Here is a 1,031-nt window from a genome sequence, read left to right as displayed (position 1 = left end):
TGCTTCACTGTAATATTGAATCGCTTTATTCCAGTTTGCTCTTAGTGCCAGAATTTCCGCGCGTGCTGCAAGCTCTTCATCACTACGTCCAAGGGCATGATAGCCTTTCGATAATAGTTGCCAGCCATTGCTATCTTCTGGGTTATCGTGTGTATAACGCTGAAGTGTACGCACCGCTTGATCATTTTGGTTTGCTTCAAGCAACGCGTTGGCGTAGTTAATGGTTAATACTTTGTTTTGAGGATTACGCTTTAGCGCGCTATTTAGCAACTCAACAGCTTTTTGTGGCTGTTTTTTCTCGATGTATAGATCGGTCATTGCATCTAAATAGAATGGGTTGCCCGGATCTTGCGCTAACAGTTTTTTCAAAATCGGTTCTGCTTGTGATAAGCGTTTGTTGTCCAGATGAACCAGCGCTCGGCCGTAATCAAATGACGGCATGATGTCCGCTGAAGCTTTCTTTTGAGTACGCTCAAACCAACCTAGTGCGGCTTGTCCGTCGATACCGGCATATCGCGCCACAATGCGTGCGCGCGCCAAATGGTAATCGATAGAGGGTGCAATGCGCATTGGGGGATAGGCTTGTGCACGTTGACGGCTATCTGCCACACGGTCTTCTGGTAAAGGGTGAGTCAGTAGCATTGGTGGCGGTTTACTCGCGTAGCGGTACTCATCAGCTAAACGTCCAAAGAAACGCGGCATTGCTTGCACATCAAATCCTGCTTTCGCCAAGGTTGCGATACCGAAGCGGTCGGCTTCTTTCTCGTTTGAGCGAGTATAGTTGATTTGGCTTTGCATGTTGCCTGCTGTTGCGGCGGTAATCGCTGCCATGCCAGCTTCTGGCGAAGCAATCGAAAGTAACAATGCACCAGCAAGCGCGGCTAAAGTCGCTGGAGAGCGCCTTGCTTGGTCTTCCATACTGCGCGCTAGGTGGCGCTGTGTTACGTGTGCAATTTCGTGCGCGACAACGGATGCAAGTTCACTTTCGCTACGAGCATGAAGAAATAGCCCTGAGTGCAACGCAACGTAAC

At 49.3% G+C, this 1,031-nt stretch carries 1 protein-coding gene; it reads right to left on the bottom strand.

Translation table 11 applies throughout. The features are described from left to right. Positions 1 to 1,031, bottom strand: a 1,031-nt coding sequence (locus R7035_RS26035) for a M48 family metalloprotease (RefSeq protein ID WP_318146425.1), incomplete at both ends; no start/stop codon positions are given.

Origin of the sequence: Vibrio sp. 1731 (genome assembly GCF_033339955.1) — a bacterium.
Lineage (GTDB): Bacteria > Pseudomonadota > Gammaproteobacteria > Enterobacterales > Vibrionaceae > Vibrio > Vibrio alginolyticus.
Note: the sequence above shows the minus strand (reverse complement) of the source record. Positions and strands in the feature narration are given on the sequence as shown.